The organism is Cellulosimicrobium funkei, from assembly GCF_001019615.1.
GTDB lineage: Bacteria > Actinomycetota > Actinomycetes > Actinomycetales > Cellulomonadaceae > Cellulosimicrobium > Cellulosimicrobium cellulans_E.
The window spans coordinates 169,863-190,537 of sequence record NZ_JNBQ01000001.1 but is presented as its reverse complement, the minus strand read 5'-3'; the positions used below and the strand labels follow the sequence as shown (position 1 = coordinate 190,537).

Sequence of the window (20,675 nt, the reverse complement as noted above, 5' to 3'; positions counted from 1 at the left end):
CGGCGATGACAGCCCTACGCGCGGCGACCGTCGAGGCGGTCGAGCCACGCCCGGACCGGGCCCGCGGACACGAGCCCCGAGCCCGCCCCGGCGAGCTCGTCCGGCACGCGCGCGAGCGCGTGACGGGCACGCCGCGCCAGGCCCGCGTCCCCGAGCCGAACGGCGGTCTCGGCCACGAGCGCCCACCGCAGATCGCACAGGTGGTCCGCCGGGGGTTCCGGGACCGCGCGCGCCAGGTCGGCGGCGCCGCGACGGTCGCCGGCGTCGAGCGCGAGCAGCGGCTCGACCCACGGCGTGTACGGCCCTGGGTCGCCGAGCCCGGCGAGCGGGCGGCCGTGGCGCAGACGGACCGTGAGCAGCGCGAGCGGGAGCAGTCCGTCCCGCACCCCGGGCATGCGCACCCCGGCCAGCAGGTCGTCGGAGGCCCGGTACGCGCGTGCCGCGGCATCGGGCGGCGCGGTCTCGGCGTCGCGCATCGCCCGGTACCAGGCCGTGAGCATGGGGACCACGGGCGACTCGTACTCCGCGGCCACGCCCTCGGCCGCGGCGGCACGGTCGTCGGCGTCGCCGAACCGCCCGGCCCCGGCGGCAGCCTGCAGCCGGACGAGGTGCCCGAGGATCGCGAACGTCGGCAGGTCGTGAGCCTCCGCCAGCGCGACGAGCTCCGCGCCGGTCCGGTCCCGCTCGGCGCCCGCCCCCGGCCGCTGGAACGACTGGAGGAACCGGGCGTTGAGCGCCAGCGCGAGCGTGCCGGGGTCGCCGACGTCGCGCGCGATCCCCACGGCGTCCTCCGCCGCCGCCCACGCCCACGCGTCGCGCGTCCCCCGGTGCTCGATCCCGACGACGGCGAGCAGCCGCGCCCGCAGGACCGGCGCCGCGTCGGGGCCCAGGCGGCGCAGCGTGCGTCGCGCGACGCCGACGAGCGCGCCGGCAGCCTCGGGGTCGTCGCTCCGCGTCCAGACGGCGGGGACGTCGTACGCCGTGACCGTGCGGGCGGTGAGCACCGGGTCGCCCGTCGCCTCGGCGGCGAGCGCCGCGGCGACCCGCTGCTGCTGCGCGGTCGCGAGGTGGTCTCCCCCGGCGATCGCGAGCGTGCGCGCGACGTCGACCGTGGACCGCAGCTGCGTGCGCGAGGTCGGGGCCGTCACCGCGAGGCGGGGCCCCGGCGTCGGGCCGTCGAGCGACGGAGCCTGGTCGAGCACGTCGCGCTCGAGTCGCGCGAGCTCCGGTCCTGGGTCGAGGCCGAGCTCGTCGGCAAGCCGACGGCGCGCGCGGCGCACGACGTCGAGCGCGTCCGCCTGGCGACCCTCCCGGTACAGCGCGAGCGCGAGCAGCGCCCACGCGCGCTCGCGCCACGGGTGCGCGGCGGCGTGCGGGTCGAGCGTGGCGACCGCCTCCCCCGGGCGGCCGTCCGCGAGCAGCGCCTCCGCGAGGAGCTCGACCGCCCGCGCGTGCGCCTCGGCGAGGTGCCGCCGTTCGGACCGTACCCACTCCCTGTCCGGCAGGTCGGCGTACGGCTCGCCGCGCCACGCCGCGACCGCGTCGCGCAGAGCACGCGTGCCCGACGGCGCGTCCCCGGCCCCGATCCCCGGCGTGGCGCCGGGCGCGGGGGCGTCCGGACCGTGCGTCGTCGGTCCACCCACCGGGGCGACGGCCGACTCCAGCCGCGCCGCGTCAAGCGCGCCGTCCGGGAGCCGCAACGCGTAGCCGCCGTGCTCGGTGACGAGCACGCGCGGCCGCGTGCGCGGTGCCCGCTCGGGTTCGAGGCGGCGGCGCAGGTCGCCGACGAACGTCGCGAGGGCACCGCGCCGGGCGCGGGGGTCGTGCTCCGCGTCGTCGTCCCACAGGTCCGCCGCGAGCCGCTCGAACGAGACCGGGCGACCGCGTGCGGCGGCCAGCCGCGCCAGGAGCTCGCGCTGACGAGGCCCGCCCGGGTCGACCTCCGCGCCGTCGCGCAGCAGCCGGACGGGCCCGAGCACCTCGACGCGCAGCTCCACCACCCCGCCATTCTCGCCGCACCCGATGCCGCGGCGCGGGCGCGCGGCCGGGCGGCACGCGGCACTGATCGGATGCTGATCCGACGCTCCGAGGATGGTCACGAGCCGCCCGGGCACGACCTGCGGCGGCCCGCACCACCCCGAGAGAGGACCCACCCATGCACATCCCCGGCTTCGAGACCCGCACCGTCGAGGTCGCCCCGGGAGTCACCCTGCGCGCCGAGACCGCGGGCGAGGGCACGCCCGTCGTCCTGCTGCACGGCTTCCCCCAGACCCGCCACATGTGGCGGCACGTCGCCGCCGACCTCGCGCGCGACCACCGCGTCGTCGTGCCCGACCTGCGCGGCTACGGCGACAGCGCCAAGCCCGTCGCGACCACGCCCGACGTCTACGCCAAGCGCACGATGGGCGCCGACGTCGTCGCGCTCGCCGACGCGCTGGACGTCGACCGGTTCGTCCTCGTCGGCCACGACCGGGGCGCGCTCGTCGCGTTCCGCGCCGCGCTCGACCACCCGGACCGCGTGAGCCACCTCGGCATCCTCGACGTGGTGCCCACGCTCGACACGTGGGGCGTGCTGCACGGCGTGGACGCCGCGGTCGCGTTCCACCTCTACCTCATGGCGCAGCCTCCGGGCCTGCCGGAGACGATGATCCGGCACAGCGCCGACGCGTTCTTCGGGTCCTTCCTCGACGCGTGGACCCAGGACCCCGCCTCGATCCCCGACGACGTCCGTGCGCACTACCTCGCGGCGAGCCGGGCCGCCGTCGACTCGATCGTCGCGGACTACCGCGCGACGGCGACCGTCGACGTCGAGCACGACCAGGCGTCGCTCGACGCCGGCGACCGGCTCACCATGCCCGTCACCGTGGTGCAGCAGGACTGGGGCGCACGGCTCGGGTACGACGCCGCGGGCGTCTGGCGCCGCTGGGCAACCGACCTCGAGCACCTCACGACGACCGCCGGGCACTTCATGGCCGAGGAGGCCCCCGCCGACGTCGCGGCCGTCGTGCGGGCGCTCGGCCGGCGCTGACCGGCCGGCCGCGCGGCGCCAGGAGTCAGCGGGTCTTCCGCTCCGGGGCCCACGTGCGGGCGGTCACGGCGAGCGCGTTCCACGCGTTGATCGACACGAGCAGCGCGAGCACCGCGGCGGTCCCCTGCTCCCCGAGCGCGTCGAGCGCGACCCGCGCGACGTCGTCGGGCACGTGCGTCTCCGAGAGCCGCGTGACCGACTCGGTGAGCTCGAGCGCCGCGCGCTCGCGCGCCGTGAAGAAGCCCGACTCGCGCCACACCGCGACCGCCTGGAGGAGCTGCTCGTCCGCGCCCGCACGGCGCGCGGTGCGGGAGTGCAGGTCGACGCAGTAGGCGCAGCCGTTGAGCTGCGAGGCGCGCAGCCGCACGAGATCGGCGAGGACCGGCGAGATCCCGGCGCGCTCCGCCTCGGTGGCGGCCGCCTTGTCGACCGCGGCGACGGCGGCGTAGAAGTCGGGCGTGAGCGCCTCGACGTCGAACCGGGCGGGGACGGGGACGGGGGTGTCGGCTGGGACGGCGGTCTCGCTGGTCGTGGCAGTGGTCGTGGTCGTCATGCCTCCGACGCTACGGAGCAGAGGCCCAGGGCTACAGTGCAATGTCGTGGGAGAAACACGGGCCAATCCGTCGCTCGCCGGTGCCCTCGACCTCCACCTCGCGCTCTCGCCGACGCGTCCCGCGCGGTCGCTCCAGGACGCCCTGCGCACGGCGGTGCTCGACGGCCGCCTCGTCGCCGGCACGCGCCTGCCGTCGGCGCGCGCGCTCGCCGCGGACCTCGGCGTCGCGCGCGGCACGGTCGCCGACGCGTACGCCCAGCTCGCCGCGGAGGGCTGGCTGGAGTCCCGCGTCGGCGCCGGGACGTGGGTCGGGCGCCGCGTCGTCGGCCCGACGCCCGCCCCGCCCTCCCCCGGTCGGCCACGCCTGCCGCTCGACCTGCGGGCCGGCGTGCCCGACCCGTCGTCCTTCCCCCGCGGCCCGTGGCTCGCCGCCGCGAGACGCGCGCTCGCGGACGCGCCGGACGCCGCGCTCGGCTACGGCGACCCACGGGGTGCGGAGCCGCTGCGGGTCGCGCTCGCCGCCTACCTCGGCCGCGCCCGGGGGGGTCCGGACCGACCCCGACCGGGTCGTCGTCACGCACGGGTTCGCCGACCTGCTCTCCCTCGTCGCCCGGGCGCTCGTCGCGCGCGGCGCCCGGCGCGCCGCCGTCGAGCAGTACGGGCACGCGGCCCACCGCGCGGTGCTCGCCGCGGCCGGTCTCGAGGTCGTCGCGCTCCCCGTGGACGACGGCGGCGCGGACGTCTCGCTGCTCGACGCGCTCGGCCGCGAGCGCCCGGTGGACGTCGTCCTGCTCACCCCGGCCCACCAGTTCCCCACGGGCGTGCCCCTGTCCCCCGCGCGCCGCGGCGCGCTCGTCGCGTGGGCCGCGCGGACGGGTGCGACGGTCGTCGAGGACGACTACGACGGCGAGCTCCGGTACGACCGCCGCGCGGTCGGGGCGCTGCAGGCGCTCGACCCCGACCACGTCGTGTACGCGGGGACGGCGAGCAAGGCGCTGGCGCCCGGCGTCGGGCTCGCGTGGGGCGCGGTCCCGGCGGGGCTCCTGGACGACGTCGTCGCCCAGCGCCGCGTGCTCGGCGGGTCGCCGGACGCGATCGGCCAGCTCACGCTCGCCCGGTTCCTCGCCGACCACGAGTACGACCGTGCGGTCCGCCGGGCGCGCGCCCGCTACCGCGCCCGCCGCGAGCGGCTCGCGACGCTCGTCGCCGAGCACCTGCCCGGCGGCCGCCTGCTCGGCCTGCCCGCCGGGCTCCAGGCGGTGCTCGAGCTCCCGCCCGGCACGGACGAGGACGCGGTGGTCGACCGCGCCGCACGCCGCGGCGCGGAGCTGCTCGCGCTCGGCGCCTACGCGGTCGCGCCGGGGCTCCCGGGGGCGGGCGCCCCGACGACCGGGAGCCCGCCCCCGTCCCGTGCCCCTGCCGTCGTCGTGGGCTACGGCGCCCCGCGCGACCACCAAGTCGAGCAGGCGTTCGCCACCCTCCTCCGCGAGATCGACCCGCTCAGCGGTACCAGTCCTCGTCGATCGTCGCGAGGCGCGACGGGTGCACCTCCGGGCCGAGGCCGTAGAAGCGCTGGAAGCTCATGAGGAGCGGGCGCCACCGGTCGGGGTCGACGCGGTGCGCGGTCCCCGGCATGCGGATGCTCTCGTGGACGTGCACCCGGGTCACGCGGACCTCGAACGCGACGAGCGACCCCGCGCGCGCGGCGTCGTCGCGACCGAGCGGATGAGCGTGCACCAGCCGCGCCTCGACCGCGACGGGGCACTGCGCGGCGCGCGGCGGCGCGACCGTGTCCGACGCGACGGGCGTCAGCCCGGCGCGGGCGAACTTGTCCGGCTCGTAGCGGTAGCCCACGGACGCCTTGCGGTCCGGGACCGGGTCGCGCCCGGTCGTCAGGGCGAGGCGGTCGACGGCGTCGACCTCGGCCGTGGAGGGCAGGTTCACCACGACCTCGCGCGTCGCGAGGAGGTTGAGCGCCGTCTGCGACCGCGCGCCCAGGCCGAGCACCGCCGTCCGGCCGAGCCAGAACACCGACGACATCGGGGCGAGGTTCACGCGTCCGTCCCCGGCGACCGTGCTGAGCAGCGCGACGGGGGTGCCGAAGTACAGGATCCCCGGGTCGATCACGACGTGCGAGGGGGCGGGACGGGTCGAGGTGGTGGTCATGGACCCAGCCTCGTCGCGCGCGGGCGGGGCGTCTGGCGGGCGTCGGACGTCGCGTCCGCGGCGCCGACGACGACGGCTACGACAGCAGCGCGGCGACCCGGTCGACGCGGTCGGCGTCGGGCCGCGTACCCTCCTCGACGACCTGCCGGGCGAGGTCGCGCAGGCGGACGTTGCGGTCGTTCGACACGCGCTTGAGGACCGCGAACGCCTGCTCGGGGGCGACCCCGAACGCGGCGGCCACGACGCCCTTCGCCTGCTCGATCGGCCGCCGGCTGTCGGCCGCGGCGGCGATGTCGCGCTGCGCCTGTAGTCCGGCCTGCGTCCGGACGGGTCGCGTCACGTCGACGAAGTACCCGAGCAGCTCGACGACCTGCCCCGTGGCTCGGTCGCGCCGGCCCTGGCCCACGAGGACGAGGACGCGCTCGCGGCCGCGCGCGTCCATGATGCGGTGCAGGCTCGAGAAGGGCGCGCCGTCGCGACGCGCGCGCTCCAGCACGTCCCGGACGCGGTCCCGGTCGTCGGGGTGCTTGTGGGCCAGCACGAGCGACGTCGTCGGCACGACGTCGCCCGGCTCGAAGCCGTGCAGGCGGTACGTCTCGGCCGACCACCACCAGGTGTCGGTCGCCAGGTCGACCCGGTACTGCCCCAGCGTCGTGTCGTCGCCGAGGGACAGCGGGTGCAGGGTTGCGTGGTCCTCCACGGACATGGGTCGTCTCCGTCGTCGTTCTGCGGGTCGTGAGCCAGGTCCAGACTCGACTCCCGGACTCTAGTCCGGCGGCGGGGTTCTGCAACCCGACGCCTGCGCCCATGTGACGACGCAGGTCGCGTCGCCGAGCGAGCGCACGAGGTGGTGAAAAACTGGACCGCGGTGCACGAGGACCGGACGGAGGCGGACGTGGGCGCGTCGGAGCTGCTGACACTCCTGGCCCGCGCGCTCGCGGACGTCGACGACGCCCTGTCGACGCCCGCACGCATGTGTCAGGCGTGCGCCACGGTGCTCGGCGCCGAGAGCGTCGCGCTCACCGTCGCCGCGACGGCGGACGACCGACTCACGGTCGCCACGTCCGACGGCGTCGCCGCCCGCATCGAGGACCTCGAGGAGACGCTCGGCGAGGGGCCGGCCCAGCTCGCGCTGGCCGAGGACCGCGTCGTGGTCACCGAGGTCGACGGGAACCACGACGTGAGCGCGTTCCCCGTGTTCGCCGGCGTCGCCGCGACGATCAGCGGCCCCGCGACCTACCACGCCGTCCCCATGCACGCGGGCGGCCAGGTGGTGGGGGTGCTCAGCCTCCTCACCGCCTCGGCCCGGCTCGCGCGCGAGCCGGACGACGTGCAGCTCCTGGCGGACGTCGTCGGGCTCGCGCTGCTGGCCGACCTGGACTCGCTCGACTGGTCGACACGCGCCGAGGTGCACCAGGCGACGGGCATGGTCACGGCCCAGCTCCGCGTGGCACCCCACGACGCGCTCGCCGTGCTCCGGGCGCACGCCTTCGCCCGGTCGACGACGCTCGAGGACGTCGCCGCGGAGGTCGTCGGGCGACGGCTGAGCTTCACCTACGACGCGAGCAACGCCGTCCAGTCACGGCGGACCGAGGAAGCCTGACTCCCACGCACCGGGCGTGCCTCTCCGGGCAGGCCGGGGCACGCGGACGGCCGTAGGCTCGACGGCGTCCCGTCCGCCCGTCGAGGGAGCCACCGTGCGCGCGACCGTCATCCACGCCCCGTACGACGTCCGCGTCGAGCAGCGCGACGACCCGCGCCTGCTCGCGCCCACCGATGCGATCGTGCGCGTCGAGGCGGCGTGCGTGTGCGGGTCGGACCTGTGGACGTACCGCGGCGTCAACCGGATCGAGCACCCCGTCGCCATGGGCCACGAGTACGTCGGCACCGTCGAGGAGGTGGGCGACGACGTCCGGACCGTACGCCCGGGGCAGCTCGTCGTCGGGTCGTTCTTCGCCTCCGACAACACGTGCCCGATCTGCCGCGCCGGCTACCAGACGTCGTGCGTCCACCGCGAGCCCGTGCGCGGCGCCCAGGCCGAGCTGCTGCGCGTCCCGCTCGCGGACGGGACGCTCGTCGCGACGCCCGAGCGCCCCGACGACGACCTCCTGCCCGGGCTGCTCACCGCGTCCGACGTCCTGGGTACCGGCTGGTTCGGCGCCCGCGCGGCCGAGGCGGGACCGGGCCGGACGGTCGTGGTGGTGGGCGACGGCGCCGTCGGCCTGCTCGCGGTCCTCGCCGCCGCGCAGCTCGGGGCCGAGCAGGTCGTCGCCATGAGCCGGCACGCGCCCCGCCAGGAGCTCGCCCGGGCGTTCGGCGCGACCGAGGTCGTCGCGGAGCGCGGCGACGAGGGCGTCGCGCGCGTCCTGGACCTCACCGACGGGCTCGGCGCGCACGGCGTGGTCGAGGCCGTCGGCACGCCGGAGTCCGTGGCCCAGGCGCTCGGGTCGGTGCGTCCCGGCGGGCACGTCGGCGTCGTCGGGCTGCCGCACGGGGTGGAGCTCCCCGTCGTCGACATGTTCTACCGCCACGTGCACTGGTCGGGCGGCCCGGCTCCGGTCCGCCAGTACCTGCCCGAGCTGATGGACCTCGTCCTCGAGCGTCGCATCGACCCCGCGCGCGTGTTCGACCTCGAGCTGTCGCTCGACGACGCCGCCGAGGGGTACGCCGCGATGGACGAGCGCCGCGCGATCAAGGCTCTGCTGCGCCCCTGAGCACGGGATTCGTCGCCAGGAGCAGTCCTGCGGGACCATGTGCGGCGGTGCGACGGGGTCATGCAGCGGCCTCACCCTCGCACCGTCGTCCACAAGGAGCAAGAGGTGAACGGATCGGCCGGCAACGCCGTCCTCTCGACATGGGTGGCCTCGCCCGGCGCGGTCGCCGCCGGCGAGTTCCGCTATTACCCCGGCACGGACACCTGGTGGTGGTCGGACGCGCTCGTCGAGCTGTTCGGCTACGCCCCGGGTGAGGTCGTGCCGACGACCGAGCTCCTCCTGTGGCACCACCGCGCGACGGGCAAGGACCGCGAGAGGACGCTCGCCGCGATCGCGCTCGCCGCGTCCGGCGAGGCGCCCGTCCAGGTCCAGGTCATCCAGGACGCCCGCGGGAGCGAGCGCGCCGTCGTCGTGCTCGTGGACGTCGCGTGGAGCGACCCGACGGGCGTCCCCGTCGCCCGGGGCGTCGTGCTCGACGTGACGAGCGTCGTCGGCGTGGGCGCGCGCGCCCAGGCGAACGAGCAGATCGGCCTGTGGGCGCAGTCCCACGCAGCGATCGAGCAGGCGAAGGGCGTCGTGGCGCTCGCGTACCGCATGACCCCGGACGCGGCCTTCGCGGCGTTGCGGCGCTCGTCGAGCCTCGCCAACGTCAAGGTGCGCGACCTCGCGGCGGCGATCGTCGCGGTCGCCCAGGACCTCCCGGCGGGCGCGGACCCGCGCCCGGCGCTCGACCGAGTGCTCGGGGGCGCGGACCAGGCCGCCTGAGCGGCCCGCACGCCCGCCGCGGGGAGGGCATGGCCGCGTCAGTCGAGCCAGGCCGGGTCGTCGACGAGCTCCTGGAGCTCGTTCACGAGGCGCGCCACGTGGAACCCGTCCGCCGCGGCGTGGTGCACCTGGACCGCGAGCGGGAGGAACGTCCTCCCGTCCCGCTCGACGTACCGCCCGAGCGTGACGATGGGCGCGAGGTGCCGCCAGCCGTCACGGATCGCGAGCGTGAAGCCCGTGAACGACGCCCAGGGCAGGCTCGACACGTCGAAGGCGTTCGGCGGCGGCGCGCCCTGCGGGAAGAACGTCGTGGCGGTCCGGTGCTCGGCGAGCAGCGCCGACGCCGCCGCGTGGAACGCGTCGAAGTCCGCGTCGTACGGCGTCCACACGGCCGAGAACGTCTCGCGCCCCGGGTTGAGCACGGTGAACGCGGGGTGCACCACCGGCCAGACCGCCGGGGCGCCCGCGTCGTCGAGGCGCAGTCGGAACTCCTCGTGCCGGTTCAGCACCGTCGCGAGCGCCCAGACCTGTGCGACGTAGGTCTTGCGGGACGACGCGGCCAGCGCGGCCGCGAGCGCCGTCACGTCCAGCTCGACGGTCATCGCGTACGTGCACGGCGACGCGTGGAGGAAGTGCTCGAAGTGCTCGCGGCGCGGCCAGGTCTCGAGGTCGATCGGCACGGGGTGTTCCACCCCGCGAGCCTGTCAGCACGACGCGCCTCCGGCACGGGCTTTTCGGCTCGGCCGGCCCACCGAGGCCGCGCCTCCCCGTGCACGACGACGCCCGGCCCCGCACCGTGGGTGCGGGACCGGGCGGGCCGAGGGGCCGTGCGTCGTCGTCAGCGCGCGTCGGTGGACCGACGGCGACGCGAGGCGAGGACGAGACCCGTGCCGGCGAGGACGATGAACGCCCCCGCGGCGAGGATGCTCGCGTCCGCGCCCGTCGTCGCGAGCGCGTCACGCTGCGCGGCGGCCCGCTCGACCTCGGCGACCGGCTGCGCGTCCGTCAGACCGAGGTTCGCCGGGTCGGACGACGAGGCCGCGGTCGTCACGACGTTGCCGGCTGCGTCGGCGTAGATCGGCGCCGTCGGCTCGACGGGCTGGCCCGGGTCCGCGGGGTCCGCGGGGTCGGCCGGGTCGGTGGGGTCCGTCGGGTCGGCCGGGTCCGTCGGGTCCGTCGGGTCCGTCTGGTCGGTCGGGTCCGTCGGGTCGGTCGGGTCGGTCGGGTCGGTCGGGTCGGTCGGGTCGGTCGGGTCCGTCGGGTCCGTCGGGTCCGTCGGGGCCTCCGGCTCGTCGGCCAGCGTCACACCGATCCAGTCCCAGGCCGTCGACGGACGGTCCAGCTCACCCAGGCCGACGAGCCAGTGCTGCGCGCCGCTCGTGTAGTCCGTACCGGTGTAGAAGTGCGGGCTGCCCTTCGCCGTGCCCTCCGCCGAGCCCCAGACCTGGAAGGGCGGGAGGGCTGCCACGTCCGTCCCCGCAGGGACCCGGACGAACACCTTCTGCCCCGGGGTCACGGTGCTGACGACGCGTCCCTGCGCGTCGACGAGGACGACGCCGGCCGGCAGCGCGGAGCCGTCCGCCGTGCGCAGCTCGACGTGCACGTCACCCGTGCCCCCGACGAGCGTGGCGGTGAAGCCGTAGTCGACGGACCCGTCGGTGCCGCGGACGAACCCGTTCGACACGAACCCGGGCTGCGGCATGACGACGTTCTCGGTCAGAGCCTTCTCGATGAGCCAGGCCGCCGTCTCCATGGTCGCGGTGCGGTCGCTCTGCCCCCAGGCCCACTCGCCGCCCAGCTGCTGCCGGGCGAAGTCGCTCAGCGTCACGTGGTTGGACGCGTCGACGTCGAAGAACAGACCCATCACGTCGTGCCCGGTGGAGAAGTACCAGACGGCGAACTGCGTCGCCTCGTAGGCGGTGTACTCCGCGGTCGTGTCGTCGATGTCCGACCGCTGCGAGGACACTCCCGCGCGGGCGAGGAGGTCCCGAGCGTCGACGGCCCGCATCCCCATGTCGGTGCCGCCCTTGAACCCGTTCACGAGGATCGTCTGCTGGGCCGAGGTGTTCTCCCAGTGCATCCCGTCCGGGTCGGCCTTGGCGACCTCGCCGCTCCACGCGTGCCACCACGAGTTCGCGATGTCACGGTCGTACACCATGTGGGTCGTGCCGTCGTCATCCACCAGGTGGTGGTGCAGGACGTGCAGCTGCGGCATCCCCCATCCGGACCAGTCACGGCCGGAACCGCCCTCGGTCGGCTCCTGGAAGTACCAGTAGTCGCACCAGAAGCCCTCGTTGTAGCCGTCGTGCCAGTGCGGCTCGTACTCGGCGTCGGGGTAGGCGGCCTGCGTCGCGCCCAGCAGGCCCGCGGTGGCCGCCGTGGCGACGGTGGTCGCGACGTCCGTGCCCGCGGGAGCGTCGGTCGACGCCTCGGCCTCCGTGCTGACGTCCTCGGCCACGCCGTCCGTCACGGCCGGGTCGACCGTGACGTCCTCGGGCAGCCCCTCCACGACGTCGTCGGTCGCGGTCTCGTCGGTCGCGGTCTCGTCGGCGCTCTCCGCGGCGGGCTCGTCGGCCTCGACGGCGGGCTCCGCACCGGCCGCGGCAGGCTCCGGCACGGTCTCGGCGGCCGGTGCCTCCGCGGCCGGTGCCTCCGCGGCGGGCGCCACGACGGGGTCGACCGGCGCGGGGGCCGCGTCCGTCGTCACCGTGGCGGGCGCCTCGGGCGCGGGGGCCGGCTCCGGGGCGGCCTCCTCGGCGGGGGCGTCGGCGGCGGCCTCCGGGGCGGTCGCCTCCGGGGCGGTCGCCTCGGGGGCCGGGGCCTCGCCGTCGTTCGCGAACGCGGCCAGCGGAGCCCCCAGCACGAGGGCGGCGGAGACGGCGGTCGTCGTGGCGGTGCGAAGAACCTTCATGGTGGAGCTCCTCTGGCTGTCGTGGCGGGTGTTTCCCGATGACTCCACGTTCCGCCCCGGGGGCACCTCTCCGGCACGCCCGAACGGAGGCGACCACTACCTCCGAAAGTCGACTCCTCGCGACCCGCTCAGCGGGCCCGGTCGCCCTCCCGTGGCTAGCCTGAGCGGCGTGGGGGTCCAGGTCTCGCGGGCCGACGTCCTCGTCGCGGTGTCCAGCGGGGCCGCCGGGGCGCTCCTCGTCGTGCTGCGCGCGTCGTCCGGTCTGGGATGGGCGTCGGTGGGGACGGAGGTCGCCGCCCAGCTCGCGGCGTCGGCCCTGCTCCTCGTGCGGCGGCGGTACCCCCTCGCCGTCCTGGGCGCGTGCGTCGTGCTGTCGTTCGTCTCCCCGGCCGTCGCGACCCTCGCGGCGCTCTACGCCGTGGGGACCGAGGTCCGGTCCGCCCGCACCAGCGGGGCCGCGGTGCTCGGCGTCGTCGCCGCGACGTGGCCGGCATGGCGTGCGACGGCCGAGCCGTCGGGACCGACGACCCTCTGGGTCGCGACGCTCATGACCCTGTTCGCGTACGTCGCGGGACGAGCCGAGCGCTCCCGCGCCGAGGCGGACCGCCGGGCCGCGGCGAGCGCCGAGGAGGCGGCACGGGCGGGCGAGCGTGCCCGGCTCGCCCGCGAGCTGCACGACGTCGTCTCCCACCGCGTGAGCTACGCCGTCGTCGAGGCGGAGGTGCTCGCGACCACGACCGAGGACACCGACGTCCGTCGTGTCGCGGACGAGATCGGCACGAGCGGCCGCGCGGCGCTCGCCGAGATGCGGCAGGTCCTCACGGCGCTCGCGGCGGACGCCCCCGAGCCCGCGCGGGGCGCGAACGGGGCGACGAACGAGACCGCCGCCCCCGGTCCGGCCGCGATCGAGGCGCTGGCCACCGAGGCACGCACCGCCGGCCAGCCCGTCCGGGTCCACGTCTCCGCGCCGCCGTCGAACCCGCCGGACCTCGTGGACCGGACGGTGGCCCGCGTCGTCGGGGAGGGCCTGACGAACGCCGTCCGGCACTCCCCGGGCGCCGACACCACCGTGGAGGTGGCACCGGTCGAGGGCGGCGTCCGCGTCACGGTCGACAACGGCCCGCCCACCCGCCCAGCGACCGGCCTCACGACCGGCGGCTTCGGGCTCACCGGGCTGCGCGAGCGGGTCGAGCTCCTGGGCGGCACCCTGGAGTCCGGACCCACGCCGCCGGGCGGCTACCGGCTGCGGGCGACGCTCCCGAGGAGGACGCCATGATCCGCGTGGTGGTCGTGGACGACGAGGCGCTGCTGCGCGCCGGCGTGGTCCGGCTCATCGGGACGGCGCCGGACCTCGAGGTCGTCGGTGAGGGCGGCGACGGAGCCCGCGCGGTCGAGCTCGTCCGCGAGCTCGCCCCGGACGCCCTCCTGCTCGACATGCAGATGCCCGTCATGGACGGGCTGGACGCGCTCGTGGCGGTCCGGCGCGAGCACCCCGAGACCGCGGTCGTCGTGCTGACGAGCTTCCTCAGCGACGAGTACGTGCTGCCCGCCCTGCGAGCCGGCGCCGTCGGCTACCTGCTCAAGGACTCCACGCCGGAAGAGCTGCACCACGGCATCCGCGCGGCCGTCGCCGGGGACGCGATCCTCTCCCCCGCCGTCGCGCGGCACCTGCTCGCCGCCGCGGGCGACGACGTGCCCGCCCGGCGCGCCGCCGCGCGTCAGCGGCTCGACGCGCTCGCGCCGCAGGAGCGGGAGGTGGTGGGGGCGCTCGCGGACGGGCTCTCCAACGCCGAGATCGCGCGACGGCTGTACCTCGCGGAGTCGACGGTCAAGGCCTACCTGGCGCACGCCATGACGAAGCTGGGCACCGTGAACCGCACGCAGACCGCGATCCTCGCGCACGAGGCGGGCCTCGGCGCACGGTGACCGCGCGTCGCGACGACCCGCCTCGAGGGGTCGTCCGTGCGCGAGCGGCCTCCCCCGGGCGGGACCATCGCTGACGTGGGACGTCGCGCGCGCACCGCCCGATCCGGGTCCGTGCTGGGGCACGTGCTCGTGGTCGTGCTCGCGCTCGGGACGACGGCGGGCTGCACCGTGACGCTGGACGGGACGGTGAAGCCACCCGCCGTCGGCGCCCGGGCGGAGGCACGTGCACACCGTCGCCCCGTCCGGCGACACGGGGGGACCCCATGAAGGCGCTGTTCGTGAGCTGCACGCTCAAGAAGTCCCCGGAACCGTCCAACACCGAGGCGCTCGGGCGCGTGGTCGCCGACGCGCTCCAGGACCGCGGCGTCGAGGTCGAGCACGTCCAGCTCGTCGACCTCGACGTCCCACCGGGCGTCGTCACCGACGTCGGCGAGGGAGACGGGTGGCCGAGCGTGCACGAGCGGCTGCTGGACGCGCAGATCCTCGTGGTGCTCACGCCGACGTGGCTCGGGCGCCCGGCGTCGCTCGCGCAGCGCATGCTCGAGCGCATGGACGCGATGATCTCCGAGGAAGGCCCCGACGGTGTCCCCGTCGCCTACAACCGGGTGGCGGGCGTGGTGGTCACGGGCAACGAGGACGGCGCGCACCACGTCATCTCGGAGGTCAGCGGCGCCCTGGCCGACATCGGGTACACGATCCCCGGCCAGGCCTGGACCTACTGGAACCAGGGCCCCGGACCGGGCCCCGACTACGTGCAGACGGGGCACGGCCACGAGTGGGCCCGGGAGACGGGCCGCCTCATGGCGCACAAACTGCACGCCGTCGCGACGGCGCTCGAGGCGCACCCGGTCCCGGCCCCCGGCTCCTGACCGACGACCGCTACGACTCCGCGATGCGCTTGATCGCCGCGAGCCGGCGGTCCCAGGCCGCGCCGATGGCCTCGAGGGCGCGCGCGGTCTCGCCCAGCCGGGCGCCGACGGCGCGGTAGCGGACCTCGCGGCCCACGCGGACGGACTCCACGAGCCCCACCTCCGCGAGCACCCCCAGGTGCTTCGCGATGGCCTGGCGGCTCACCGGCAGGCGCTCGGCGAGCGCGGACGCCGAGAGGTCCGCGCTGCCGAGCTCCTGGAGGATCCGCCATCGCGTGTCGTCCGCGAGCGCGGAGAACACGGGGGCGAGCTCCGTCGCGGGTGCGGTCACGCGCGACCGCCCTCGGCCGCGAGCGCCCCCTCGAGGAGATCGACGAGCTCGTCGAGCTCGCTCGTCCACCCCTGCTGGTGGCTCTCGAGCAGTCCGTCGGGGTCGGCGACGAGGTCGAACCCGGTCTCGACGACGCGCAGGACGGTCGTCGGCCCCTGGGGCTCGAGCGTGAAGCGCGCGACGGTCGAGCTGGTCTCGTCCATGACCTGCCCCACCGGGGTCCCCCACCGGAAGGCGAACGCCGTCGTGGGGTCGTACTCCTCGATGCGCACCTGGACGTCGGGCGCGTCCGGCCAGCTGAACACGCCCTCGCCGCCGACGCGCAGGTCCGGGAGCTCGGTCCGCTGGCCGAACCAGCCGCTGATGAGGTCCTCCTGGGTGAGCGCCGCCCAGACGCGTGCCGCCGGGGCGTCGATGGTCACGGTCCGGGACACGGTGTACGCCTCGCGGTCGACGACGGCCGGCTCGTTGGTGGTGGTCATGGTGCTTCCTCTCCGCTGCGAAGAACGTCTGTCTGCAACTTCAGAGTTGCACATGGATCCCGTCAGCGCAACCCCTCGGTTGCGTCGTGTCGAGAGCGCGCTCGCTCATGCACTCCCGGCCGCGATCCCCGCCGCCGCGGCCGCGAGGCACACGACGAGCATCCCGAGCGCGTGCGCCAGCGCGACGGCGCCGCGGCCCACGAGGAGCAGGCGCGCGCCCTCGACCGACGCCGTCGAGAACGTCGAGTAGCCGCCCAGGAAGCCGACCCCGAGCACCGCCGCGGCGTCGCCGTACCCCGGGTGCGTCGCTCCCCAGCCCGTGAGCAGCCCCAGGAGGAAGCACGCGGTGACGTTCACGGCGACCGTGCCGAGCGGCGTCGACCACCGGTTGTGCCGGGCCACGAGCGTGTCCAGCAGGAACCGCGACGCCGCGCCGAGCCCACCGGCGAGGGCGACGAGCGCCAGCTCGGGGACGCCCGTCACCGCGCCCCACCGCCCCGGGCGACCAGGCGCCGTCGGACCGCGGCGGCGAGCGCGATGCCGGCCACCGCGGCCGCGACGCCGAGCACGACGCTCCCCAGCGCGTACGCCGCGCCGAGGGCGGCGTGGCCCCCGCTCGCCAGCCGCTCGACCTCGACGGCGAACGTCGAGTACGTCGTGAACCCGCCGAGGACGCCCGTCCCGCAGCCGAGCCGCACGCCCCGCCGCCATCCGGCGTCGGGACCCGAGCGGAGCAGCGTCTCGAGCAGCGCGCCGAGCACGAACGACCCGGCGAGGTTGATCCAGAACGTCGTCCACGGCCACGACCCGGGCACGGGGGCGAACGCCTGCTCGAGGAGCGCGCGCGCCGTCGTGCCGACCGCTCCCCCCAGCGCGACGAGCCCCGCGAGCGCGAGGAGCGGCGTCCGTCGTCTCACCTCTCCCACGGCGTGCGGAGCTCCTTCCAGTCCACGACCGCGAGCGGGACCGTGAGCACCGGCCGGTGCTGATGGTGGGCGAGGTGCGCGGCGACGGACCCCTCGACGAGCTCGCGCAGGTGCGCCGTCGACCCGGGCGCGCGCGTCCCGACGACGATCACCGCGGCGTCGACCGCCCGCGCGAGGTGCGTCAGCGCGCGGTCGGGACGGCCCGCGAGATAGTGCAGGTCCCATGCCACGCCCGTGCCCCGCAGCGCCTCCGCGACCTCGGTCCGCAGCCGCGCCTCGACGTCCTGCCAGGAGTCGTCGGCGGAGTCCGGGTCGAGCGGCGCGTGCGTCACCGAGCCGTCGGGGCGCTCCTCCACGACGTGGCGGGAGGTGTCGGCGAACGCGGCGACCACGCGGGACCCGACGGCACCCGCCCAGGCCGCGGCCGTCCGGACGACGAGCGGGTCGCCGCCCGGCACGACGCCCACGACCACGGGGTGCCCGGCGAACGGGACCATGCGGTCGAGCGCGGGCTGGGGCACGGGTCTGGCTCTCATGCGGACCTCTTCCCGCGGGCAGCACCCTGCCCGCCGACGTGCGACGAGACAGGAACCATCAGCCCTGGCGGCGGTTCGGGCGGCTAGCCCTGGCGGGATCCATCACCGCCCTCAGCGTACCCAGCCCGGCAGACCCGCGCTCAGCCCGCCTTCGTGTCCAGCCACTTCTTCTCGCCGAACGACTTCGCGAGCTCGTGGTCCGTGATGACGAAGCCGACGGCCTGCGCGACGGGCAGGATCTGGTCGCGCTCCAGCCCGTCGTCGATGCCGAGCCGGTACAGCATGACGACGGTCCCGGTGTTGAGCATGACCCCCGGCGAGTCCCCGTCGTCGAGCAGCGCGTACGTGCCCTGGAACCCCGGCTGCGGCACCGCGGCGGCGAGGGTCGGGTGCGCGGGCCCCGTGGTGTCCGCGAGGGGGTCGCCCTCCGGCGCGTCGCTGAAGGCGGCGGCCGCGCGCTCGGCCTCCTCCTCCGACCCGACGTCCACCAGGACCAGGTCGAGCGCGAGGGTCGGGCCGTCGTCGGACACGACGCGGGCCTCGAACCCGGCCTGGCACGAGCCCGCGAGCGCCTCGATCGCCGGGATCGCGGGCAGGTCGTCGCACGCGAAGTCCCGCCGCGCCACGAGCGCGATGCGGTCCTCGTTGACCAGGTAGTCGTTGTCGGAGAAGTAGTCCCACGACATCGGCGCGAGCGCGGGGCCCGACTCCGGGTCCATCTCCGCGCCCGCGCGGTACTGCTGCTCGAGCCACGGCTCGTCGTCCGTGACGTCGGTGTCGACGGGCTCCTCGGTCGGCTCGGGCTCCTCGGTCGCCTCCGGCTCCACCGGCGCGTCCGTCGCGGGCGCCTGCTCGGCTGTCGTCGGCTCCGGGGCGGGCGGGGCGTCGTCGCGCACCGCGAGCCACACGCCGAGGCCGCCCGCGACGACGACGAACGCGCCCACGCCCGCGAGGACGGGCACGAGCCACTTGCGCGAGCCGTGGCCGGGGGGCGTCGCGTACGGGGAGAAGCCGTAGGGGTCCGACGGCGGACCAGGCGGCCCCGGCACGACCGTCGCGTCGTCCGGTGCGCCGTAGGCGGGGCCGGACGGGGTGGCGTACGGAGCCGTCGGCGTACCGTACGGGGCGCCGTGCGCGTGGGGGCCCGCGGGGGCGCCGGGCGGCGGGGGCGGCGGCGCGTACCCGGGCGCCGTCCCCGCGGGCGGCCAGGTCGCCCCGGTGTCCGCGGGCGGGAGCGTGGCGTGCGGGTCGCCGGGCCGGCCGGGGCCCCGACGACCTCCCGTGCCGTACGGGTCGGTGTCGTACGGCGCCTGCGCGTGCGGGCTCGCGTAGCCCGGCGCCGGGGCACCCGACCCGCCCGGGCCCGCCCCGCCGTCCTCCCCGTACCGTCGCGGCGGCCGCATGACGGTGTGGTCGTCGACCGGCTCGTACGGGTCGGTGGGGTGGGACATCGGGCGGGTCCTCTCGTCGCGGGCGGCTCGTGCAGGGTAGCGGGTCACCGCTCGCGGGCCGAGACACCGACGAGGGGTCATGCTTGCCCCATGGCCTCGATCCTGTTGACGGCGATGCCCTTCGCCGGGCACGCGCGGCCGGTCCGGGCGGTCGCTGCCGAGCTCGTCCGCCGCGGCCACGGCGTCCGCGTGTACACCGGCAGGTCGTACGACGCGATGTTCGACGACGTCGGCGCGCGCGGCGTCCCCTGGGTCGCGGCTCCCGACTTCGACGAGCGCGACCTGGCCGCCACCTTCCCCCGCCTGCAGGACCGCAAGGGGTTCCGCCAGGTGCTCCTCAACCTCGAGGACCTCTTCCTCGGGACCGCGCCCGCGCAGGCCGAGGACCTCCTCGCGCTGCACGACGACGAACCCTGGGACCTGCTCGCGGGCGACCCCATGGCGCTCGGGACCCGGCTCGCGGCCGAACGGCTCCGGTCGCCGTGGGCGACGGTCTCGCCGATCGCGGTCTGGCTGCCCGGCAAGGGCATCCCGCCGACGGGCCTCGGGCTCGCCCCTGGCGTCGGCGTCGTCGGCAGGGCGCGCGACGCGGTGCTCGGCGCCGTCGCCGGGGCGGGCACCGCCGCGCTGACCCGGCGCTACCAGCGCACGCGGCGGTCGGTCGGGCTCGCGCCGGACACCGCGACCTTCGCGACGATGTGGTACTCGCCGTTCCTCGTCGTCGCGGCCGGTTCGCCGGGCCTCGACTACCCGCGCGACGACCTGCCACCGCACATCCGCTTCGTCGGTGACCTCACCGACGACGGGACGACGCCCGCGCCAGGCTCGCTCCCGCCGTGGTGGGACGACGTCGTCCGCGCCGGCGCGCCCGTCGTCCACGTCACGCAGGGCACCGCGAACGTCGACCCGCGCGACCTGATCCTGCCCACGCTCGAGGCGCTCGCCGACCAGGACGTGCTCGTCGTCGTCGGGCTGGGCCACCGGACCGAGCCACTGCCCGGTCCGCTGCCCGCGAACGCCCGCGTCGCACCCATGGTCCCCTACCCCGAGCTCCTGCCCCGGACCTCGGTGATGATCACGAACGGCGGGTACGGCGGCGTCCTCCAGGCGCTGCGGCACGACATCCCGCTCGTGGTCGCGGGCGGGGACCTCGACAAACCGGAGGTCGCGGCGCGCGTCGGTTGGCACGGCGCCGGCGTGAACCTGCGCACCGGGACCCCGCGGCCCGAGGCGGTCCGGAACGCCTACCGCGAGGTCGCCACCGACCCGGCCTACCGTGCCGCGGCCGCCCGCCTCGGGAGCGAGCTGCGGTCGCTGGGTGGCGCACGCGCCGCCGCGGACCTCCTGGAGGAACGCCTGGGGTAGCCGGACGTGAGGAAAGCGCGGCGACAGAGCTGTCGCACGGCGGTGCCGTGTGATGCGCCCGACGGGTGATCTCCTCCTCAGGGTGGACACGCCCGCGGGGCGGGCAGCGTACGCTGCGGGTGGGTCACCGGACGGCGGACAGGGGGAACTACCGCTCGACCGACGAGAGACCGGACCGCCGTCCGACCCGCACCAGCGCTCATGAACACACTCACCTGGACTGCCGAAGACGACGCGACCTGGCGCGCCCGCAGCGCGTCGCGCGAGTACGTGATCCGGCGCGACGACACCGACGGCTGGACGCTCGACGGGCCGGGGCGCACCTGGGTCGCGCTGCCGAACCTCGAGGTCGCCAAGGAGGTCGCCGCGCTCGCCGACGACGTCCACCACGACGACGACAGCATGACCAGCTACCGGGTGGTCACCGCCACCGGCGCACGCCGCGGGGAGCCGTTCGGCGCGGACAGCGACGAGGACGCGATCGACGTGCTCCGCGCGCGCCGCCGTGCCGGCAACCTCCCGCTCGCGCCGTTCCGGCTCGAGACGAGCGACGGGAGGCTGGTCGGGTCGTGGCAGAAGGCGACCGAGATCCCTGCCCGGCCGGCCACGTCGCACGACGGGACCGCCGGCCCCGTCTGAGCCGGCCCGGGCG

General features: G+C 76.4%; 22 protein-coding genes, 1 pseudogene and 1 riboswitch. Of the genes and pseudogenes, 11 read left to right on the top strand and 12 right to left on the bottom strand.

The window, feature by feature from the left end; genetic code table 11:
• Nucleotides 1-14: 14 nt before the first annotated feature.
• On the bottom strand, nucleotides 15-2,000 hold the full coding sequence (locus FB00_RS00850) for a BTAD domain-containing putative transcriptional regulator (protein WP_197088706.1): 1,986 nt from the start codon (nucleotides 1,998-2,000) through the stop codon (nucleotides 15-17).
• A gap of 155 nt (nucleotides 2,001-2,155) precedes the next feature.
• Between FB00_RS00850 and FB00_RS00845 the strand changes: the two genes are divergently transcribed.
• Nucleotides 2,156-3,028, top strand: a complete 873-nt coding sequence (locus tag FB00_RS00845) for an alpha/beta fold hydrolase (RefSeq protein ID WP_047230939.1) — start codon at nucleotides 2,156-2,158, stop codon at nucleotides 3,026-3,028.
• Nucleotides 3,029-3,053: 25 nt separating this feature from the next.
• Here FB00_RS00845 and FB00_RS00840 read toward each other — a convergent pair whose 3' ends face one another.
• Nucleotides 3,054-3,581: a carboxymuconolactone decarboxylase family protein gene (locus FB00_RS00840; protein WP_047230938.1), complete on the bottom strand. Its 528-nt coding sequence runs from the start codon at nucleotides 3,579-3,581 to the stop codon at nucleotides 3,054-3,056.
• Here FB00_RS00840 and FB00_RS23165 point away from each other — a divergent pair.
• Nucleotides 3,580-3,831 (top strand): annotated as a pseudogene (locus tag FB00_RS23165) (GntR family transcriptional regulator); the annotation flags it as partial. The gene FB00_RS00840 and the pseudogene FB00_RS23165 sit on opposite strands and share 2 nt — an antisense overlap.
• 241 nt (nucleotides 3,832-4,072) lie before the next feature.
• Nucleotides 4,073-5,167, top strand: coding sequence for a PLP-dependent aminotransferase family protein (locus FB00_RS00835; RefSeq protein ID WP_197088705.1), 1,095 nt, complete (start codon nucleotides 4,073-4,075; stop codon nucleotides 5,165-5,167).
• Here the strand turns inward: FB00_RS00835 and FB00_RS00830 are convergent.
• Both FB00_RS00830 and FB00_RS00825 read right to left on the bottom strand, forming a co-directional pair.
• A complete protein-coding gene (locus tag FB00_RS00830) occupies nucleotides 5,082-5,747 on the bottom strand; it encodes a flavin reductase family protein (protein ID WP_047230937.1) in 666 nt (221 codons plus the stop codon). The two genes, FB00_RS00835 and FB00_RS00830, sit on opposite strands and share 86 nt — an antisense overlap.
• A 76-nt stretch (nucleotides 5,748-5,823) precedes the next feature.
• Nucleotides 5,824-6,453: a PAS and ANTAR domain-containing protein gene (locus FB00_RS00825; RefSeq protein ID WP_047230936.1), complete on the bottom strand. Its 630-nt coding sequence runs from the start codon at nucleotides 6,451-6,453 to the stop codon at nucleotides 5,824-5,826.
• 144 nt (nucleotides 6,454-6,597) lie between these two features.
• Between FB00_RS00825 and FB00_RS00820 the strand changes: the two genes are divergently transcribed.
• The 3 genes from FB00_RS00820 (at nucleotide 6,598) to FB00_RS00810 (ending at nucleotide 9,226) form a co-directional block, all read left to right on the top strand.
• Nucleotides 6,598-7,350: a GAF and ANTAR domain-containing protein gene (locus tag FB00_RS00820; protein WP_156186245.1), complete on the top strand. Its 753-nt coding sequence runs from the start codon at nucleotides 6,598-6,600 to the stop codon at nucleotides 7,348-7,350.
• Nucleotides 7,351-7,444: 94 nt separating this feature from the next.
• Nucleotides 7,445-8,461, top strand: coding sequence for a zinc-binding dehydrogenase (locus FB00_RS00815; protein WP_047230935.1), 1,017 nt, complete (start codon nucleotides 7,445-7,447; stop codon nucleotides 8,459-8,461).
• Between the two features lie 105 nt (nucleotides 8,462-8,566).
• Nucleotides 8,567-9,226, top strand: a complete 660-nt coding sequence (locus FB00_RS00810; protein WP_052877332.1) for an ANTAR domain-containing protein — start codon at nucleotides 8,567-8,569, stop codon at nucleotides 9,224-9,226.
• Between the two features lie 38 nt (nucleotides 9,227-9,264).
• On the opposite strand, the gene FB00_RS00805 is transcribed toward FB00_RS00810, so the two are convergent.
• Entirely contained in the window at nucleotides 9,265-9,918 is a 654-nt protein-coding gene (locus FB00_RS00805; RefSeq protein ID WP_047230934.1) for a CatA-like O-acetyltransferase, read from the bottom strand.
• Nucleotides 9,919-10,064: 146 nt separating this feature from the next.
• The gene (locus FB00_RS22220; RefSeq protein ID WP_052877331.1) at nucleotides 10,065-12,137 is read right to left on the bottom strand and encodes a Cys-Gln thioester bond-forming surface protein; all 2,073 of its coding nucleotides are present in this window, start codon (nucleotides 12,135-12,137) and stop codon (nucleotides 10,065-10,067) included.
• A 169-nt stretch (nucleotides 12,138-12,306) separates the two neighbouring features.
• Here FB00_RS22220 and FB00_RS20800 point away from each other — a divergent pair, with 169 nt between their 5' ends.
• From FB00_RS20800 to FB00_RS00785, 3 genes are all read left to right on the top strand, one after another.
• Nucleotides 12,307-13,413: a sensor histidine kinase gene (locus FB00_RS20800; protein WP_052877330.1), complete on the top strand. Its 1,107-nt coding sequence runs from the start codon at nucleotides 12,307-12,309 to the stop codon at nucleotides 13,411-13,413.
• Entirely contained in the window at nucleotides 13,410-14,063 is a 654-nt protein-coding gene (locus FB00_RS00790) for a response regulator (RefSeq protein WP_047230933.1), read from the top strand. Before FB00_RS20800 ends, FB00_RS00790 begins: the two co-directional genes overlap by 4 nt.
• A 263-nt stretch (nucleotides 14,064-14,326) precedes the next feature.
• Nucleotides 14,327-14,932: a flavodoxin family protein gene (locus tag FB00_RS00785; protein ID WP_047230932.1), complete on the top strand. Its 606-nt coding sequence runs from the start codon at nucleotides 14,327-14,329 to the stop codon at nucleotides 14,930-14,932.
• A gap of 10 nt (nucleotides 14,933-14,942) precedes the next feature.
• Here the strand turns inward: FB00_RS00785 and FB00_RS00780 are convergent, their stop codons facing one another.
• The 6 genes from FB00_RS00780 to FB00_RS00755 form a co-directional block, all read right to left on the bottom strand.
• Entirely contained in the window at nucleotides 14,943-15,263 is a 321-nt protein-coding gene (locus tag FB00_RS00780) for an ArsR/SmtB family transcription factor (protein WP_047230931.1), read from the bottom strand.
• Complete coding sequence (locus FB00_RS00775) at nucleotides 15,260-15,745, bottom strand: SRPBCC domain-containing protein (protein WP_047230930.1); 486 nt, start codon at nucleotides 15,743-15,745, stop codon at nucleotides 15,260-15,262. The genes FB00_RS00780 and FB00_RS00775 overlap by 4 nt, the downstream gene beginning before the upstream one ends.
• Before the next feature lie 105 nt (nucleotides 15,746-15,850).
• A complete protein-coding gene (locus FB00_RS21855; RefSeq protein WP_047230929.1) occupies nucleotides 15,851-16,228 on the bottom strand; it encodes a fluoride efflux transporter FluC in 378 nt (125 codons plus the stop codon).
• Nucleotides 16,225-16,662 (bottom strand): FluC/FEX family fluoride channel, encoded by a 438-nt coding sequence (locus FB00_RS21850; protein WP_052877329.1) that lies wholly within the window; start codon nucleotides 16,660-16,662, stop codon nucleotides 16,225-16,227. The genes FB00_RS21855 and FB00_RS21850 overlap by 4 nt, the downstream gene beginning before the upstream one ends.
• On the bottom strand, nucleotides 16,659-17,207 hold the full coding sequence (locus tag FB00_RS00760; protein ID WP_047230927.1) for a universal stress protein: 549 nt from the start codon (nucleotides 17,205-17,207) through the stop codon (nucleotides 16,659-16,661). Before FB00_RS00760 ends, FB00_RS21850 begins: the two co-directional genes overlap by 4 nt.
• Nucleotides 17,208-17,249: 42 nt before the next feature.
• Nucleotides 17,250-17,323: riboswitch (Fluoride riboswitch) on the bottom strand.
• A gap of 24 nt (nucleotides 17,324-17,347) precedes the next feature.
• The gene (locus FB00_RS00755) at nucleotides 17,348-18,658 is read right to left on the bottom strand and encodes a hypothetical protein (protein WP_047230926.1); all 1,311 of its coding nucleotides are present in this window, start codon (nucleotides 18,656-18,658) and stop codon (nucleotides 17,348-17,350) included.
• Between the two features lie 90 nt (nucleotides 18,659-18,748).
• On the opposite strand from FB00_RS00755, the gene FB00_RS00750 reads away from it, so the two are divergent.
• Nucleotides 18,749-20,023, top strand: a complete 1,275-nt coding sequence (locus FB00_RS00750) for a glycosyltransferase (RefSeq protein ID WP_047230925.1) — start codon at nucleotides 18,749-18,751, stop codon at nucleotides 20,021-20,023.
• Nucleotides 20,024-20,224: 201 nt separating this feature from the next.
• On the top strand, nucleotides 20,225-20,662 hold the full coding sequence (locus tag FB00_RS00745; protein ID WP_047230924.1) for a hypothetical protein: 438 nt from the start codon (nucleotides 20,225-20,227) through the stop codon (nucleotides 20,660-20,662).
• The last annotated feature ends 13 nt before the right edge of the window (nucleotides 20,663-20,675 follow it).